A 16,483-nucleotide genomic window follows, 5' to 3' on the forward strand; every position below is an offset into this window, starting at 1 on the left:
ATCAGTCTCCTTGAGTTATAAGTTCTTCTTTTACAATATTTTCTTCTACAGAAAGATATAAGACTAATTCAACTTTACCATGCTCTGTATGTTCATGTAAAATCTTTTCTGATAATATCACGGCTTCCGGACCAAGTTCATTTTCCAATTGTGTTACAGCCTGCTGGATTCCGGCTTCAATCGCTTCTTCCTTCGACCTTTGTTCTTCTATTTTCTCCGTTTCACTTATTTCTTTAGAAACATACGATATGGGCAGCTCCCATTTCAAAAAATGAATAGGCTGTTCTCTCCGTTCCTCTTGGGAATATATAAAATCCGGATCCTTAAATCCCCAGAAAGGCAGCTGAACGTCTCCAAAACGTAAATAATGCTTCTTTTTCTGTTCACCAGTTATTTCTTCAGCCTGATAAAGAAGCGGAATACTGACATGAACTTCATACCACGTATTTGCTATCACTTCTGCTTCTGCAGCAATAGGCTGTCCTGGATTTTCTTCAGCATCTGTATTATTTTCCCCTTCTTCTGTATTTAAATTACCGGAAACTAAAACTTTTCCCGGAACAACATAATCATTCACACTTACCATAGCTCGTCCTTTAGAAACATACATGTTAGTAATAACACCCTTTTTCGTTGCCACTAAATTTCTCGGCTCCCCTGGAGGCAGCTCCTCTACAATTGTTTTTTCAACAGCTTCCAGGTGTAAGCTTGTTCCCTGAAGATTCACTCCTGTCCAGAGCAGCTCAGGCACTTCATTTAAAAGCTGGCGCTGTATATCTGTTGGTGTAGCAAGAGAAAACAGCCAGACACCTGGATGTATCCCAAAGGCTTCAAGCTCTGTTTCTATTTTTTCTTCAATTTCTTTTGGAACGCCAGTTATTTTAACTGACCATAACAAATTAGATAAAACGAAAAAAAAGAGAAAGCCAATGAGTATACCAATAACCAGAAATCTTTTTTTACAGAGTCTTGAAAGAAAAAAAGGAAAGCCTTTTCGATCAACAAAAGAAACTTTATATAAAGAATTCCTCCTTATTTTTCGTAAGGCTCCTAAATCCTTTAACATAATAGTAGCCTGACAGCAGTCATCTTCTATTTTTTTTACGTCCCAAATAGAAATACCCCCGCTGGCACATTTTTGTAAAAACAATTCCGGCCTGGCTCCTTTAATCCGAACAGTAATGTATGCACGTATAGTTGGCGAATTTTCTTTTTTCATTTCAACCTCCTATGGCTCGTCTCATATCCTTTTCATACAATAATGGTACTCCTATGCAAGTATTTATTTCTCATAAGGAAACACTTTATAGGCTTGTTAAGGATGGAGAAATCATTCTTTTTTTTCGCCTTCCTGATTTAAGAAGAGTACCTCTGAAATGGTTCCTTCCAGCATAATCTCCTTTGGCAGCATCATTTTAAGCACAAAGGAATGCCCTTTAATACATACAAAACCATTTGCCACCTTTAATCTTAGCTCTTCATTTGTGTATAGGGCTAAGCCTTGATGATTTTCAATATAGAAATGTAAATGTCCAATGATTGTTATACGCGGCATCTCCATAACAACATCGGATGGAAGAGAGAATTGCTCCATTAAAAGCGAACGGATTCTTTGTTGCCATTTTTTCAATGATGATCCCCCCTCATTGATACATATGTAAAGTCTTTCTTGAACAGAACCAGTTTTAGAAGGAAAGAAAACTTCCGAATAATATCCTCTTTAAACAAAGAAATATCCTAATTAGCATATCTATGCTAATTAGGATATAAATGTGATTCTTTATTTTCTTTTTTGTACGATACTTCTATACGGCTGCTTAGCACGGGGAGATCCAAGAACCTCCGACATAATAATTCCGTTTACTAAGCCTTTTCCGTCCAGATTACCGGAGACCCGTCTTTTCATTTCACGTTTCCCCGGGTTTTCTTCTTCAACGTTACGATCAACAATCAAATCTTTAAACTTTTGCTCTGCGTTCTCTATATCTTGCTGAGCAGAAGTCTGATATCGATTTGCCAAACGTTCCATTTGTTTTTTCTGCTGGTCTTCAATGCTTCCAGCAGAAATATCCGGACGCGCTCCTTCTCTATAGACTTGGCGTTCTGCGCGAGGCTGCTCTCTTTTTCTTTGAGTCTGCTGTCTCGTCCTCATCTCTTGTGGGGAACGCTGCTGCCTTTGTCTGGACTGCGTCTGATTTTTTGGAGGTGTAGACTGCTTTTTTTTCTGTTCTTCTTGTTTCCTTTTGGAATCACCCAGAAAAGTGATTAATCCAGAAATAATGATAATAACAAGAAATAAATTATCTAATATCCAGCCCATATGCCCCCTCCTTTTTTTGTCATTTTAATTACTTGTTTTGATCGTCATCTTTGTTGTCTTTGGAAAGCTTACCAATAGAATCACGCATATCTGTATCTGCATCAATATTTTGGTAGTTCATATAATCCATGACACCCATTTTACCGGAACGCAATGCTTCTGCTAACGCAAGTGGTACATCGGCTTCTGCTTCCACAACTTTCGCGCGCATTTCTTGTACGCGGGCAACCATTTCCTGCTCTTGTGCTACAGCCATTGCACGACGTTCTTCAGCTTTCGCCTGAGCAATATTCTTATCAGCTTCTGCCTGGTCTGTTTGAAGGATAGCACCGATGTTTTTACCGATGTCTACATCAGCAATATCAATCGATAGGATTTCAAAGGCAGTACCGGAATCAAGCCCTTTACTTAAAACTGTTTGAGAAATCATATCCGGATTTTCAAGTACCTGTGTATGTGCATCTGAGCTACCAATTGTACTTACCACACCTTCACCGACGCGGGCGATAATTGTTTCCTCACCAGCACCACCGACTAAGCGGTCAATGTTTGCACGTACTGTAATTCTTGCTAATGCTTTAACTTCAATACCATCCATTGCAATACCTGCGATAAATGGAGTTTCAATTACTTTCGGGTTTACACTCATTTGTACCGCTTCTAATACGTCACGGCCAGCTAAATCGATCGCTGCTGCACGTTCAAATAGTAAATCAATATTTGCACGCTGGGCAGCAATTAGAGCGTTAACCACTCTATCTACGTTACCACCGGCAAGATAGTGACTCTCAAGCTGATTAATTTTTACTTCCAACCCTGCTTTATGCGCTTTAATAAGCGGATTAATAACACGGTTTGGCACAACCCGGCGCAGACGCATACCAATTAGTGTAAAGATACTGATTTTTACCCCGGCAGCCAAGGCACTAATCCATAGTGCAACTGGAACAAAAGTAAATAAAATTGCTAAAGCAATAACGATGACCGCGATTATGATAAGCGGCATTAAGATTTCTCCATCCATTCTGATTCCTCCTGATTAAAAAGTTATTTTATTTCCCTAACTACGACACGAACACCTTCTACTCGAATTACTTTGACCTTTTTTCCTTTTTCAATATAAGATCCATCAGAAACAACATCAATTGTCTCATCATTTAATTCGACCAATCCGGAAGGGTGCAGTGGTGTTAATGAGTTTCCTTCAAGTCCGACAAGCTCTAAACGGTTCACTGAGGATACATAACCTTGTTCCGTTGCGGTACTGTCTCTTAAAATGATATGGCGGAAAATACCTTTGTCCATACCAATTCTTCTAAACAGAATGATAGCAAGAATCACAGCAATTAAAAAGGCAATACCTATACTCATTGACATGTGTACCATATCATATCCTGACATGAATAAAGACCCGACCACTGCAGCAATACCCAGGACACCCAATATACCTCCGGTGACAAAGAATTCTGCTACAATTAGGCCAATACCAATGATAAGGAGAAGAAGTGCCTCCATTCCAGCCAGGCCGGCAACAATATGACCATAAAAGAACAGGAGCAATGACAATAATCCCAAACTTCCCGGTACTCCAAAACCAGGAGAATACAGCTCAACAATCAGCCCGATACTGGCAACGGAAAGCAAGATAGGTATAACAACCGGATGCGTCAGAAATCTTGCCAGGTCTTCTGCAAAAGATGTTTCTGTTTCTACAATAGTTGCTTCAGAAAGATTAAGTTCTTCGAGAAGTTCGGCGCGATTTGAGACTATACCTTCTGCATAGCCTACTTCAACCGCCTGCCGGGGGCCTAATGTTAAAAATTCCCCTTCAGGAGCTCCATATTCCGGTAAATCAATACTGCTATCAGCCATCGCCGCTGCATAAATAGGATCTCTGTCGTTTGATTCCGCAGCGCTTCTCATCTGTGCAAGCCAGGCAGATTGTGCTTTTTTATCAGCCGCTGTTCCATCCTGATTGATGACGCCGCTTGCTCCCATAGTCGCATGCGGATTAAAGTAAATATTATCAGAGAATAAGGCAATATAAGAACCGGCGGATAACGCCTCGTTAACGATATACGCTGTTGTTGGAATAGTTAGACTTTGAATATGCGAGCCTATTTGACCAGCAGAATCTACACGTCCTCCAGGAGTATCAATTTCAAAAATGATGTGATCTGCACCACTTTCCATAGCTTCTTCTGTGGCTCGTTTAATAAAAGCTTCAAGTCCTCTTTCCACTTCATTTTCAATCGGAATAATATATACTGTTTTACCCTGGCCCTGCTCGGCTTCGGCCTGTTTCCCTGTGAAAATAGATACCAAGGTTAAAACTGATACAAAAAATATGTATACAGCCAACCGCCTGCGATGTCTTTTCAACTTGAATCACCCCCTCATCGTCCACCTTATCTATATTTACGAAAGTAATTCATAAAAGGTTTCATTTTTCGTGGATGGGCATACTCTGATAGTACCATACCTTTTGAAGGAATAGAAAGCTTCATCTAATATTCAAGTTAGAAAAGTCTTTTGTGTACATATTGATACTTGTCGTAAACTACATTTTAATTCAAATTAAAAAACCAACCCAAAAACGGGCTGGTTTTTTTTATCGCAATTTCTGCTCTACTATTTGTTTAATTTTAGTACCGTCAGCCTGTCCTTTAACCTTTGGCATCACGGAACCCATTACTTTCCCCATATCTTTCATCGAGGTTGCATTCACTTCTTTTATTGTTTCCTGAATGATCGATGTTAATTCTTCATCTGAAAGCTGTTTTGGTAAATACTGTGCAAGTATATCCAATTCATTTTCGGTTTTTTCAACCAAATCTTCTCTTCCAGCATTTTTAAATTCTTGGAGGGAATCTTTTCTCTGCTTAACTTCTCTCGAAAGAATAGTTAAATCTTCGTCCTCAGATAGAGTATCTTTTCCAAGCTTAATCGATTCATTCTGAATAGAAGCCTTTACCATGCGAATAACGCTAAGGGTTTCTTTATCTTTGTTCTTCATCGCCTGCTTCATATCTTGATTCAATCGATCAAGTAGCGTCATACGTTACACCTTCTTTAGAATTTACGTTTTCTAGCAGCCTCAGATTTCTTCTTACGGCGTACACTAGGTTTTTCATAGTGTTCACGTTTACGATATTCCTGTAATGTACCACTTTTTGATACACTACGCTTAAAGCGACGAAGAGCATCCTCAAGAGACTCGTTTTTACGAACGCGAGTTGTATTTGACATGCTAATTTCCCTCCCTCCGAAGCACAAAACCATATTTAATGCTGACATGAACATACTCTCATGCCTTTTTAAAGTATAATATAAACCTTCCGTGCGGTCAATGGTTATTTATTAATAATCTGAAGTTCCTTCTTTACCTGAAACAATTTCCACTCCGGCGCTTGCACCAATACGTGTTGCTCCAGCTTCAATCATCGATTCCGTCGTTTCTAAGTCACGAATTCCTCCAGATGCTTTCACTCCCATGTCCGGTCCGACTGTTTCCCGCATCAATTTGATATCTTCAACAGTTGCACCGCCTCCGGAAAAACCGGTTGATGTTTTCACAAAATCTGCTCTGGCTTCTTTTGCTAATTTACAGGCAAGCACTTTTTCTTCATCTGTTAACAAAGCTGTCTCAATAATTACTTTGGTTAAGGCTTTTCCCTTTGCAGCATCTGCAACAGCCTTAATATCTGCTTTAACTAATGCTTCATTTCCTGCTTTTAATTCTCCAATATTTATAACCATATCTACCTCTGTTGCACCATTTTCAATTGCTTCTTTGGTTTCATAAACCTTTGTCTGTGTTGTTGTTGCTCCCAGAGGAAAACCAATTACGGTACATACTTTTACTGGCGAATCCTTTAGTTCGCTTGCACAGTAAACAACCCAATGTGGATTTACACAAACGGATGCAAATTTATTTTCTTTTGCTTCTTCGACAATTTTTGCGATTTGCTGCTTCGTAGAATCTGGTTTTAGTAATGTATGGTCAATATAAGAAGCTAAATTCATGATTAATATCTCCTTTTTTATGCGTTTTTTTCTGCAATATGTGTGGCATGATCCATCACCCTTACAAAAACACCTTTATTAATAGGGTAGCCGGACTCTGTTATTTTCACTTTAACAATTTTACCAATTAAATCGGCTGAACCTTCGAATTGTACTTTCATATAATTATCCGTATAGCCTATAAGCTGATTGTTTTCCTGTTCACTGGCATGCTCCTCTGGAATTACTTCCAATACTTCATCTTCGTATTTAGAGGCGTATTCTTTTGCAAGCTGATCAGATAGTGAAATTAAGTCATGCACGCGTTTTTCTTTCACCTCATCTTCTACTTGATTATTCATTCTGGCTGCAGGCGTTCCAGTTCTTCTGGAGAAAGGGAATACGTGAAGCTCAGCATAGCCGATTTCTTTAATAAAATCATACGTTTCCTGGAATTCCTCCTCTGTTTCCCCAGGAAATCCGACAATGACATCCGAGGTAATCGCTAATCCCGGCAGTGCTTTTTGTATCTTTTTCACTTTTTGTCGGTAAAAATCTGTTGAGTACTTACGGCGCATTCTGGCTAATACCGTATCTGACCCGGACTGCAATGGAATGTGCAAGTGACGGACAATTTTTTTACTTCTGTCCAGCACACGGATAACCTCGTCCGTAATTTGACTAGCCTCAATAGAACTGATTCGGATGCGTTCTAACCCTTCCACCTGCTCCAGCTCTCCAAGAAGCATCGCGAAATTATAATCCTTTAAATCTTCTCCATATCCAGCCGTATGTATTCCTGTAAGTACAAGCTCTTTATACCCTGCTTCCACTAATTTATTTGCCTGTTCAATCACATTTTCAGGATCTCTGGAGCGAAGCAGTCCTCTTGACCAGGGAATAATACAGAATGTGCAGAAATTATTGCAGCCCTCCTGAATTTTCAGTGATGCCCGTGTGCGGTCTGTAAATACAGGTACATCCATTTCTTCAAATACACGATTTTTCATAATGTTTGACACACCATTAATAGGAGCTTTTGTTTTTTCATGCTCTTCAATATAAGTAAAGATATTTTTTCGCTCCTGCGTACCGACAACGACATCGACACCAGGAATCTCCATAATCTCGCCAGGAGAGGTTTGTGCGTAGCACCCAGTTACACAGACTACTGCATCAGGATTATTTCTAATTGCACGGCGGATTGTCTGTCTGCTTTTTTTATCACCTGTATTAGTAACTGTACATGTATTAATGACATAAACATCCGCATCATGATCAAAGTCTACACGTTCATAACCCTGTTCCTTAAACATTCTCCAAATACCCTCAGTTTCGTAGTGATTTACCTTACAGCCGAGCGTGTGGAAGCTGACGGTTTTCGGTAGCTTTTCAGCCATTTATTTATCATCCTTTCATTACAATCTTTATTATAACTTCATCGTATCTTATATTATCACAAAAGATTAGAAATAGAATACTAAAGAACCTTTCTATCTTAAATATGATGAATGATTTTTTATTTAAATAATTAATTCCACTTTATTCTGCAAGGAGGACTCTTCTATTAATTCCGCCATCTCATTTAAACACTCATTCAATTGTTCATTTAACTTGCCACTTTGAAAGTTCTGATATATTGTTCCTTAGAAAAGACACTTGGAAGAAAGACAAAAAGGAATGGGTTGTTAAAGAAAATAATCATGAAAGTATTATTTCCAAGGAACAGTTTATTCGTGTTGGAAAAATATTAGATGGTAATTACAGAGGAAATCTCCACATTCAACGGGAAAATAAACATGATCATATATTTAGTAAGAAATTGTATTGTGGCAAATGTGGTAAAATGCTGTTTGCTGCTTTAGATAGTCATATAATTGAAAAGCAAAAAAAATAGAAGCAAACAAAGGTTATACTACAAAAATTTTGAGGATACAATTCTACAATATTTAAAAGAACATGGATCTGCAAAAAGGATAGACCTTCAAAACCTTACAAATCTAAATTGGGATGCAACTACTGAATTATTAAAGGAATTAATTTAAAAGGATTTAATTGAGAGACGAGGTATCTCAATGGCTATTCGGTATTATTTTTAAAAAAGTAAACAATAAAAAGGGGATTTGGGGGTAATCCCCCCTCCCCGCTCTTGTATCTCAAAGGCGTGGGCGATTGCCCATACGCCTCTGTTTCTATGAGAAGGCTCTGTTAATGAGGTAAGGCTAAACTTCTGATATTCATGTGTCTTCCTCGATGTGCAAACGACCGAGCGGGCGCGCCTTTAGCACGTTGATGTCAGCGACGTCGCTATTAATCAGGCCCCGTTGCACGAGGGTGTCGATAGCCCGGCCGCGTAGCATCAGCAGACGCTTCACAGTCTTCTCGTCAAGATCCTCAAGAGCAATCTCCTGCACCTTTATCTCCGGGAGAGGCGACATCTGCACGAGAATGAACAGCAAGATGGCAAGGCCCATCATCACGTAGGCCGGCAACATCATGAGGCCCATGTCCACACCCTCGCGAGCCGCCAGCATGTACGCCACGGGAATCCCGAGTGCGCCGAACACGAAGATAATCGTCATGGTCAGGCGTAGGCCAGGCGTCTGCTTGCGTCCTTCCCGCACCCAGTCCACAAGCAGCACCACCACGCCGAGCGCTGCAATTGCGTAGCAGACAGAAGCGAAAGGAATGTCTCCCGCGTCCCTAGGGGTCATACGCCCAAGACGGATTGCACGATCATCGCCCAACAGCGCCGCAAACCCGCCAATCGACGCCAGCCAAGGAACAAATCCGACGAGAAACGCCCAAATTTTCTGCAGAGCCGAACTCTTCGTCCACTCAGACGCATTCATTCGATGCGCGACCACGTGGGCTTCCAACACATCGAGGCCGTGTGGCTCATACCGAGACACACTCCGCGCCCACATGGAAGGAGGCAGTGGGTCCGGTCCGATATCTGGCAACTTCATCTGCATGCTCCCATGAAGCCTGTAAAGATTCATACGATTTTTCCCAGTGTCTTTTATCTTTCAGTGCTTTTTTTGATAATTCTTCATTATTTTGAATATCCTTCCCAATATCTATCGGGTATTGTTCTAACATTTTGACCGGATCTTCTGCCTTGTCAGTCATTGTATTCAATTCTGAACTGACAATGGTTTTCATTCTATTATATAATTGAAACATACAAATCCTCCTCTTAGAATAAGTAATGTACGATTTGTTCACAATATGAAATACGATTGATTTTGCAAATAGTTTCGTTTGAGGCGTTTCTCCAGATAATTTAGGAAACAGACATTTATTCTTAAATGCTTTAAGGTATGTTTCTAAAAAATAATGTGGCAGCTATTCGGTATTATTCAAAGAAAAAAATCAATAAAAAGGACTTTTGAGGTAATTCCCCCAACTCTTCTATGCCTTGCCATTACAAAATTCTGTAGCAATCCTAAGTGAGTTTAGTAGGGGGCAGCCGAGCGTATGAAATCTGATGGTTTTCGGTAGCTTTTCAGCCATTTATTTATCATTCTTTCATTAATTTCTTTATTATAACTTCATCGTATCTTATATTATCATAGAAGATTAGAAATAGAATACTAAAGAACCTTTCTATCTTAAATATGATGAATGATTCTTTTTTCTATAGTATACAAAGAATTCCTAACAATAAATTATTTCATGAGTTTAACCCGTTCTTCCAAGGTATGAAAAAACGCTATTCTTCTACAGCTTTCAGCATAAACATGTCAGAACATGCGGTTTCCCAGGAAATAATTGAAACCAATATTGGAGATTTTTCTGCCGCAAGCCATGCTCCCAGCCCAATCATTGTTAATCCTGACAATTGATCGATCCGTTTGTCCCCATTAGTTAATACGTATAATCTAACCAAGTTAAATGTTTATATTCTCTTTCTTTAATACATTCACTCAACTTTCGCTCCTGAGAATAAGCATCTATACTCTACTATTCCAAGATGAACATGTTTTTCATTATTCCCCTGAACTCTAATTATACTTATACCCTTAGATATATAATTAAAAACAAAGCTTTATAAACTTTTCCATCATAAAAATCAGGAGACAAATTTAAAATACGCTAATCCAAACAAGCTTTAAACCGCTGTCACTAAAGCAATTCTTTATTACCCACTAAAAAGATGTGAATTATAATTTTAATATGCTAATATATAATGAAATATGATAAAAGGAAGTGGGGAGAATGTCTTTATCAAATAGAATCTTTATGGCTTTGGGTGCGGGAGTTCTTTTCGGAGGTTTACTGAACCTGCTTGCTCCAGGCTGGGTTGAGCCGCTCGATCAGCACCTATTACAGCCTGCTGGTGAGATATTTTTACGGGCAATTCAATTAATCGTTGTCCCGCTTGTATTTGCAGCCTTGATTATGGGCATCACTCAGTTAAGAGGGACTGGCTATATTGCCCGATACACAACAAAGTTAATGAGCCTTTACGTAGTAACTTCTGCTATTGCTATTGGCCTAGGGCTTGTGATCGCGTTAATCGTCCGTCCTGGTAATAATGCAGAAGCCATTTCTACAGGCGAGGCATCAGTCAGTGATGAAGGATATTCCTTAATCGAATGGCTCGTGAGCATTGTTCCTTCTAACCCATTTGAAGCACTGGCAACAGGGAACCTCTTACAGGTTATCATAATCTCTGCCTTTGTAGGTACAGCGATTAATCTGATGAAAGAAGAGCAAACCCGCCCTTTTCTGAATGTTGTGGAAAGTATATACGAGATTGTGCAGAAAATCCTGCAGCTTGTATTAAAAATTGCGCCATATGGGGTTTTTGCCCTGATTACCTCCGTAGTGGCAACACAGGGATTTGGAATTATCGGCAATCTGGCAGTTTATATGCTTGGTTTGATTTTAGCAATTATTCTTATGATTGGTTTATACATTTTGATTTTATTTGCCTCCGGTATAAAACCGAAATCTTTTTTCCAGGGGTTTGGCTCCGCTTTTACGTTAGCATTCGGTACAGCCAGTTCCAATGCAGCTTTACCTCTTGCCTTAAACGGTGCAAAGAAAGCTGGATTGCAGACTGATTTATCTGGTTTTGCTATTCCCTTCGGCACAGCTTTAAAAAGAGATGGTGCCGGTATTTTACAGGGATTTAATGCAATTTTTGTTGCACAGCTGTTTGGTGTAGATTTAACTATAGGACTTGTAATCGCAGTTTTCCTGAGTGCTTTGCTTGTCTCATTTAGTACAGCAGGGGTACCTGGCGCAGGGATTATTATGATGACCACTGTTCTTTCTGCAGCGAATCTGCCTTTAGAAGGAATTGCAATTGTTGCCGGTATCGACCGGATAACAGAAGGATTCCGTACACTTTTGAATGTTTTCGGAAACACGGCGAACGCAAGTCTTTTGCAGCAGTGGGAAAATCGGCGGGATCGTAAAAATCAGGAAGGGTGAAGGATAATCACTCTTCCTGATTTTTTATAAATACCAATTAAATACTTCTTACGCATTACATCATTTATTTCTCTAATTTATTTTTTTAACAAGCGTAAAGAAAGCAATAAAACCAATGAGCGTTGTTACAAATAAAATAGTCCCCATCGGCACCGCTGATGCCTCATTAATACCCGCCAATGGTGAAAAAATGGAACCAAGCAATAAAGGAAGCATACCTAAAACAGCACTCGCACTTCCTGCACGATGACCCTGTTTGGCCATCCCCAACGTAAAGGTACTCGTCAAAATCATACCCATTGTAATCATATAAATAAAAATCAATATAACGATCATCGCTAAAGGTCCTTCAATAATTGTCATGACAAGTAATAAGGATGTAGCCGTAAGTGCAGTTACAACAGCAGCTTGAAGCAGCTTTTTTTCTGAAATGATTCCGCTGAAGCGCCCGATAACAAAGCTGCCAGTAATAATTGCCAGCCCATTAATACCAAATAATACACTAAATACTTGAGGAGATACACCATAAATGTCTTGATATATAAATGGAGTTCCCGATACGTAAGCAAAGCTGCCGCCATGGATAAACCCGACGACCAAGGCATAGCCGATAAAGGAGCGATCTTTCAGTAAACTGCCCATTGTTTTTACCGAAGCTCCTGCTGAACTCGAGATTCGTTTATGCGGCGGTAAGGTCTCTTTAAGCTTCATAGCTACAATGACAACCATAAGCAACCCAACTATACTTAAAAAGAAAAAAATACTTTTCCAGCTGGTCGAATGAAACGCCAGAATAAACCCGCCAATCATCGGGGCAATCATTGGAGCGATCGCATTAATCACCATCAATAACGAAAAAAACTTTGTAAGTGCCTGTCCACTGAACACATCCCGTACAACTGCCCGCGAGAGAACAACTCCGGCTGAGGCAGTTAACCCTTGTAAAAAACGCATTGCAATCAATATCACAATATTAGGAGCTAAAGCACATAGAACCGAAGCCAAAGCAAACAGGAGCGTAGCAATCAGTAACGGCTTTCTTCTCCCCTGGGAATCACTTATGGGGCCCGCAAACAATTGACCAATTGCAAGCCCCAGCAAACACGCTGTTAAACTTGCCTGAACAAGTGTTGCACTTGTATCTAAATCTTGAGCAATCTCAGGAAAACTGGGCAAATACATATCAATATTAAGCGGCCCTAAAAAAGCTAGTAACCCGAGAAGCAATGCTAATCCCAATCGAGTTGATCCCGTCGGGTTATGCTGTATCGTTACTTCTCTTTCAAATTTCAATCATTCTCACTCCTGACAGCTTTATTGCAGATAATATTAGACAGAGAAAATTTTAAAATTTATTCATCCAACTGTCAAATCTTTCAAATATTGATTGGCAATCGATATAACTATTAGGACAATTAAAAAGCCTGACTTCTTTATTCTATTAAAGAAATTAGGCTCTTCATATTCAGCTAACCTATTCCATTTTCAATCTCTTTCTCTAGCCTGCTCTGTATCTCTAATATTTTTCTGAACCGTTACTGCGGAAAATAAGCTAAGTACAAATGCCATACCGTAGAATCCTTTTTCACTTAAAACAATACTTCCGGCATTGTATAGACCGATACCAATTAATGAAATAGATATAATAAGTGCAACCCAGCTGATACCATAATAAATATTTGTCACTGGAATTCCTTCATCTTTATCTCTTACCGCTTTTTGTAACGATACCGCTGAGTATAATCCAAATATTAATACTGCAAAATAATAGCCTTTTTCATTCAGTTCCATTCCTGCGTTAAACAGGCCGATAAGATAAGCAGATACACCAATTAATAAAGCTGCCCAGGAAGCGCCTTTAAATGCTGCGGTAGGTTCGCCTTCTTTTCTTTCAATTTTTATCTTTGGTTCCACATCCTCTTGCCTGTCTGTTACAATCTTAGGTTCGCTTGCCATTCACATTGCCTCCTTCTTTTTATCTATAAAATAAAGCATTGCAATAATTCTGCAATGCTTATACTTACATTTATTATACGTGATTTCCCTGTAAAGAGAAGATGATTTTAAAAAGATAGTTACTTAGACTTACAAAGGAAATTCGAGATGCACAGCATAAATAACAAAATGGCTTCAACGTAATTAATACTGCCTAAGCTTTAACGTTATAATCTTTTTTATATCCTGAGACTTATTTCTAGCTTTCAATATTCAGCTTTTTGATTAGTGCGGTTACTTCTTCGTCGTTACCTGTTTCAATATAAATCTTTTCAGTATTTTTAACGATATTCTCCGTATATTCCTCCATTGACGTGTCTATTTGCTCCTCGCTCGGCCAGTGTGAGGGTACATCATATAAATTAATTGTTCCGTCTCCATTACCGCTATAAGTCACGATACCATCTGCCATAATTCCTCCCCCTAAGGTGATAACATCTTCTGGATAATCAACACTTGTTTCTTCATAGGGATTTACTTGTTCTCCGGCTGAGGTATGGTAAACGTTTAATTCTTCGATATCCTGATTACCTATAATTTGCAGCCAAACACGGGCGAATTCAATTTCATCAGCTGAATATTCAGATAAGGTATCGCTGTTCACCTTACTGTCATTCGATTGATTATTTGAACTCTCATCTTCCTCTTCTTTGGATGGTTTTTCTGTAGAATCATTCTTCTTTACTTCTTCTAAGTCATCATCTGTTTTATTTGCGGATTTGTTTTCTTCAGTCTTCTCCTTCTGCTCCCCAGCTCTGTCCTCGCTATTCCTGCTTTGTTTAGCATCATCATTACAAGCTGCAAAAAGGAATGCGATGGTAATTAACATTATCATTGAAGCCAGTGTTCTTTTCATTTTACATCCCTCGCTTGATAGCTTCTAAAAAAAGGCAAAACAGCCTTTATCCGACTATTTTACCCTCTAATCTTTGTATCTAAATTCTTCCATATGATAAGAAATACTTGCCAACGCATATAAAGCTGCTGTTTCCGTACGCAAAATACGCTTACCAAGTCTTATTGCCTGAAAACCAGACTCTTTAAGATGATCCACTTCTTCCGGAGAAATCCCGCCCTCTGGACCTATCACAAGCAGAACTCGGTCATTCTCGGATACATTATCCAATGCAGATGCAAAAAGAGAAGATTTTTTATCTGCTCCTTTAGCCTCTTCTTCATATGCAAAAAGCTTTACTGTATAGGATTCGCTTTCTTCTAATAAAGCTTTAAATTGCATAACAGGGAACAGTTCAGGAATCCGATTGCGATGACTCTGTTCACTAGCTTCTTTAATAATTTTCTCAAAGCGTTTTGCTTTTTTATGAAATTTCTGGTCATCCCATTTTGCAACAGATCTCTCTGCTGCAAACGGAATAAATTTTGCTGCCCCCAGCTCAGTTCCCTTTTGAAGAATCCATTCAAATTTATCACCTTTAGGAATTCCTTGTGCAATGGTGACCTCCACTGGTAATTCAACGGATTCATCCAGCCAGACTTCAATGATTGCTTGCACTTCTTTTTCATGCATTTCTTCAATTTTACAAAGAGCTGATTTCCCATCCTCTGTATTGCAAATAAATTTATCACCAGGCTTATTCCTCATAACCTTTGTCATATGATGGACATCGTCTCCAAGAATTCGGATCGATTGATCTTGTATTTGTTCTTTCGAGATAAAATAGCGCTGCATTCTAATTTCACCTGCTTTTATTCCGGTTTTTTAGCAACAATGGAAACCCAATCTTCCATTTCGCTGACTGAAATAATATCAAACCCGGCTTCTGTTAACTGATCCCGGACCAACTGTTTCTTCTTCTGGATAATACCTGAAGTAATGAAATAGCCGCCCGGCCGAAGATTATTATAAGCATCCCCTACAAAACGGACAATAATCTCAGCGAGAATATTGGAAACAATCATATCTGCCTGGCTCTCTACCCCGTCAAGTAAATTATTCTGTTTCGTTGTTACTTTATCCTGAAGGCGGTTTAATTTCACATTTAATTTTGTACTCTGTACAGCTACATCGTCTAAATCAAAGGCCTGTACTGACTCCGCGCCTAATTTTACAGAAGCGATGCTTAAGACCCCTGAGCCGCAGCCAACATCAATAACTTTATCACCAGGCTCTATATAGGCTTCTAAACCTTGAATACTCAATACTGTGGTAGGATGTGTGCCAGTACCAAAAGCCATTCCCGGATCCAGCTCAATAATTAATTCATCTGTAGATACCGGTTTATAGTCCTCCCATGTCGGAGTGATTGTAATCCGGTTGGATATTTTGACCGGTTTATAGTACTTTTTCCAGGCGCTCGCCCATTCTTCTTCATGAACCTCGCTTATTGTTACTTGATTTTTCCCTAAATCAATATCATAAAGAAGTAATTGGTTAATTGCTTGTTTAATCTCCTCTACAGTTTCTCCTAAAAAGCTGTTCATCGGCAGATATGCCTTAATACGAACACCTTCATCCGGATAGTTCTCAGGATCTAACTCCACAATTTCTCCAAATCCTTCTCCTTCAAAACGCTCCAGGTCCAATGGATCTTCGATAACTAACCCGCTCGCACCTGTTTCATGCAAAATATTTGAAATAGGCTCCACTGCTTCGTTTGTTGTAAGAATGGTAATCTCTGACCATTTCATATTGAACACCGCCGTCCTTTTAAAATATCTATGTAAACAGAGGAACCTCCAGCCTTTACCCTGAAAATA

19 protein-coding genes are annotated in these 16,483 nt (G+C 39.2%); 2 read left to right on the forward strand and 17 right to left on the reverse strand.

Annotated features, from left to right (window positions below):
- Position 1: 1 nt before the first annotated feature.
- The 9 genes from yqfD to mtaB form a co-directional block, all read right to left on the reverse strand.
- Complete coding sequence (gene yqfD, locus MKY30_RS20435) at positions 2-1,219, reverse strand: sporulation protein YqfD (RefSeq protein WP_147209441.1); 1,218 nt, start codon at positions 1,217-1,219, stop codon at positions 2-4.
- Between the two features lie 111 nt (positions 1,220-1,330).
- A complete protein-coding gene (gene yqfC, locus MKY30_RS20440) occupies positions 1,331-1,630 on the reverse strand; it encodes a sporulation protein YqfC (protein ID WP_147209442.1) in 300 nt (99 codons plus the stop codon).
- A gap of 150 nt (positions 1,631-1,780) precedes the next feature.
- On the reverse strand, positions 1,781-2,320 hold the full coding sequence (locus tag MKY30_RS20445) for a hypothetical protein (protein ID WP_147209443.1): 540 nt from the start codon (positions 2,318-2,320) through the stop codon (positions 1,781-1,783).
- A gap of 28 nt (positions 2,321-2,348) precedes the next feature.
- On the reverse strand, positions 2,349-3,344 hold the full coding sequence (gene floA / locus MKY30_RS20450) for a flotillin-like protein FloA (protein WP_147209444.1): 996 nt from the start codon (positions 3,342-3,344) through the stop codon (positions 2,349-2,351).
- A gap of 23 nt (positions 3,345-3,367) precedes the next feature.
- On the reverse strand, positions 3,368-4,702 hold the full coding sequence (locus MKY30_RS20455) for an NfeD family protein (RefSeq protein ID WP_341085202.1): 1,335 nt from the start codon (positions 4,700-4,702) through the stop codon (positions 3,368-3,370).
- 229 nt (positions 4,703-4,931) lie between these two features.
- Positions 4,932-5,378, reverse strand: coding sequence for a GatB/YqeY domain-containing protein (locus MKY30_RS20460; RefSeq protein WP_147209446.1), 447 nt, complete (start codon positions 5,376-5,378; stop codon positions 4,932-4,934).
- A gap of 14 nt (positions 5,379-5,392) precedes the next feature.
- Positions 5,393-5,569 carry a 30S ribosomal protein S21 gene (gene rpsU, locus MKY30_RS20465; RefSeq protein ID WP_019377991.1) on the reverse strand — a complete coding sequence of 59 codons (177 nt, stop codon included), beginning with the start codon at positions 5,567-5,569 and terminating at the stop codon, positions 5,393-5,395.
- A gap of 111 nt (positions 5,570-5,680) precedes the next feature.
- Entirely contained in the window at positions 5,681-6,346 is a 666-nt protein-coding gene (gene deoC, locus MKY30_RS20470; RefSeq protein WP_147209447.1) for a deoxyribose-phosphate aldolase, read from the reverse strand.
- A gap of 17 nt (positions 6,347-6,363) precedes the next feature.
- Complete coding sequence (gene mtaB, locus MKY30_RS20475) at positions 6,364-7,725, reverse strand: tRNA (N(6)-L-threonylcarbamoyladenosine(37)-C(2))-methylthiotransferase MtaB (protein ID WP_147209448.1); 1,362 nt, start codon at positions 7,723-7,725, stop codon at positions 6,364-6,366.
- A gap of 239 nt (positions 7,726-7,964) precedes the next feature.
- On the opposite strand from mtaB, the gene MKY30_RS20480 reads away from it, so the two are divergent.
- Positions 7,965-8,222: a recombinase family protein gene (locus MKY30_RS20480; RefSeq protein ID WP_341085214.1), complete on the forward strand. Its 258-nt coding sequence runs from the start codon at positions 7,965-7,967 to the stop codon at positions 8,220-8,222.
- Between the two features lie 340 nt (positions 8,223-8,562).
- Here the strand turns inward: MKY30_RS20480 and MKY30_RS20485 are convergent, their stop codons facing one another.
- The 3 genes from MKY30_RS20485 to MKY30_RS20495 form a co-directional block, all read right to left on the reverse strand.
- On the reverse strand, positions 8,563-9,177 hold the full coding sequence (locus tag MKY30_RS20485) for a hypothetical protein (protein WP_341085215.1): 615 nt from the start codon (positions 9,175-9,177) through the stop codon (positions 8,563-8,565).
- A gap of 46 nt (positions 9,178-9,223) precedes the next feature.
- Positions 9,224-9,511 (reverse strand): PspA/IM30 family protein, encoded by a 288-nt coding sequence (locus MKY30_RS20490; RefSeq protein WP_341085216.1) that lies wholly within the window; start codon positions 9,509-9,511, stop codon positions 9,224-9,226.
- A gap of 529 nt (positions 9,512-10,040) precedes the next feature.
- Positions 10,041-10,217, reverse strand: coding sequence for a hypothetical protein (locus tag MKY30_RS20495; protein WP_341085217.1), 177 nt, complete (start codon positions 10,215-10,217; stop codon positions 10,041-10,043).
- 329 nt (positions 10,218-10,546) lie between these two features.
- Between MKY30_RS20495 and MKY30_RS20500 the strand changes: the two genes are divergently transcribed.
- Positions 10,547-11,770 (forward strand): dicarboxylate/amino acid:cation symporter, encoded by a 1,224-nt coding sequence (locus tag MKY30_RS20500; protein ID WP_341085219.1) that lies wholly within the window; start codon positions 10,547-10,549, stop codon positions 11,768-11,770.
- A gap of 72 nt (positions 11,771-11,842) precedes the next feature.
- Here the strand turns inward: MKY30_RS20500 and MKY30_RS20505 are convergent, their stop codons facing one another.
- From MKY30_RS20505 to prmA, 5 genes are all read right to left on the reverse strand, one after another.
- Complete coding sequence (locus tag MKY30_RS20505; RefSeq protein WP_339286311.1) at positions 11,843-13,039, reverse strand: Bcr/CflA family efflux MFS transporter; 1,197 nt, start codon at positions 13,037-13,039, stop codon at positions 11,843-11,845.
- Positions 13,040-13,255: 216 nt separating this feature from the next.
- A complete protein-coding gene (gene yiaA / locus MKY30_RS20510) occupies positions 13,256-13,726 on the reverse strand; it encodes an inner membrane protein YiaA (RefSeq protein WP_339282340.1) in 471 nt (156 codons plus the stop codon).
- 238 nt (positions 13,727-13,964) lie between these two features.
- Positions 13,965-14,621, reverse strand: a complete 657-nt coding sequence (locus tag MKY30_RS20515) for a hypothetical protein (RefSeq protein ID WP_341085221.1) — start codon at positions 14,619-14,621, stop codon at positions 13,965-13,967.
- Between the two features lie 66 nt (positions 14,622-14,687).
- Entirely contained in the window at positions 14,688-15,455 is a 768-nt protein-coding gene (locus MKY30_RS20520; protein ID WP_339282342.1) for a 16S rRNA (uracil(1498)-N(3))-methyltransferase, read from the reverse strand.
- Positions 15,456-15,472: 17 nt separating this feature from the next.
- Positions 15,473-16,414 carry a 50S ribosomal protein L11 methyltransferase gene (prmA, locus tag MKY30_RS20525; RefSeq protein ID WP_339282343.1) on the reverse strand — a complete coding sequence of 314 codons (942 nt, stop codon included), beginning with the start codon at positions 16,412-16,414 and terminating at the stop codon, positions 15,473-15,475.
- Positions 16,415-16,483 lie beyond the last annotated feature (69 nt).

It is taken from the genome of Oceanobacillus sp. FSL W8-0428, from assembly GCF_038004405.1.
Classification (GTDB): Bacteria; Bacillota; Bacilli; order Bacillales; family Amphibacillaceae; genus Oceanobacillus; species Oceanobacillus sojae.

What these genes read in the sequence shown, in the direction of transcription:
- MKY30_RS20520 (WP_339282342.1), bottom strand. Translation starts at nt 15,455, where the DNA reads ATGCAGCGCTATTTTATCTCGAAAGAACAAATACAAGATCAATCGATC.
- MKY30_RS20500 (WP_341085219.1), top strand. Translation starts at nt 10,547, where the DNA reads ATGTCTTTATCAAATAGAATCTTTATGGCTTTGGGTGCGGGAGTTCTT.
- prmA (WP_339282343.1), bottom strand. Translation starts at nt 16,414, where the DNA reads ATGAAATGGTCAGAGATTACCATTCTTACAACAAACGAAGCAGTGGAG.
- floA (WP_147209444.1), bottom strand. Translation starts at nt 3,344, where the DNA reads ATGGATGGAGAAATCTTAATGCCGCTTATCATAATCGCGGTCATCGTT.
- MKY30_RS20490 (WP_341085216.1), bottom strand. Translation starts at nt 9,511, where the DNA reads ATGTTTCAATTATATAATAGAATGAAAACCATTGTCAGTTCAGAATTG.
- MKY30_RS20445 (WP_147209443.1), bottom strand. Translation starts at nt 2,320, where the DNA reads ATGGGCTGGATATTAGATAATTTATTTCTTGTTATTATCATTATTTCT.
- deoC (WP_147209447.1), bottom strand. Translation starts at nt 6,346, where the DNA reads ATGAATTTAGCTTCTTATATTGACCATACATTACTAAAACCAGATTCT.
- rpsU (WP_019377991.1), bottom strand. Translation starts at nt 5,569, where the DNA reads ATGTCAAATACAACTCGCGTTCGTAAAAACGAGTCTCTTGAGGATGCT.
- MKY30_RS20485 (WP_341085215.1), bottom strand. Translation starts at nt 9,177, where the DNA reads ATGAATGCGTCTGAGTGGACGAAGAGTTCGGCTCTGCAGAAAATTTGG.
- mtaB (WP_147209448.1), bottom strand. Translation starts at nt 7,725, where the DNA reads ATGGCTGAAAAGCTACCGAAAACCGTCAGCTTCCACACGCTCGGCTGT.
- MKY30_RS20460 (WP_147209446.1), bottom strand. Translation starts at nt 5,378, where the DNA reads ATGACGCTACTTGATCGATTGAATCAAGATATGAAGCAGGCGATGAAG.
- MKY30_RS20515 (WP_341085221.1), bottom strand. Translation starts at nt 14,621, where the DNA reads ATGAAAAGAACACTGGCTTCAATGATAATGTTAATTACCATCGCATTC.
- yiaA (WP_339282340.1), bottom strand. Translation starts at nt 13,726, where the DNA reads ATGGCAAGCGAACCTAAGATTGTAACAGACAGGCAAGAGGATGTGGAA.
- yqfD (WP_147209441.1), bottom strand. Translation starts at nt 1,219, where the DNA reads ATGAAAAAAGAAAATTCGCCAACTATACGTGCATACATTACTGTTCGG.